The organism is Streptomyces katrae, assembly GCF_000966975.1.
Taxonomy (GTDB): Bacteria; Actinomycetota; Actinomycetes; order Streptomycetales; family Streptomycetaceae; genus Streptomyces; species Streptomyces katrae.
In genome coordinates, this window is sequence record NZ_JZWV01001284.1 from 1 (window position 1) to 465 (window position 465).

At 70.5% G+C, this 465-nt stretch carries 1 pseudogene; it reads left to right on the plus strand.

The features are described from left to right. Window positions 1–465 (plus strand): annotated as a pseudogene (locus VR44_RS36230) (xanthine dehydrogenase subunit D); the annotation flags it as partial.

The following is a 465-nucleotide window of genomic DNA, read 5'->3' on the forward strand; positions in this document are numbered from 1 at the left end:
CATGTGGCACGAGGACATGCTCTGGGGCCAGACCCTGCGCAGCACCGTCGCCCACGCCGAGATCGTCTCGATCGACATCTCCGAGGCCCTGGCCATGCCGGGCGTCTACTCGGTCCTGACGTACGACGACCTCCCGGCCGAGATGAAGAACTACGGCCTGGAGATCCAGGACACCCCGGTTCTCGCCAACGGCCGGGTACGCCACCACGGTGAGCCGGTCGCCCTCGTGGCCGCCGACCACCCGGAGACCGCCCGCCGCGCGGCCGCCAAGATCAAGATCGACTACAAGGAGCTGCCGCTCGTCACGGACGAGGCCTCCGCCCTCGCCGCCGACGCGCCGCTGATCCACCCGGGCCGCGACGACCACCACGCCGGTCACGTCCCGCACCCGAACATCGTGCACCGCCAGCCGATCATCCGCGGCAACGTGGAGGAGGCCCGCAAGCGGGCCGACGTGATCGTCGA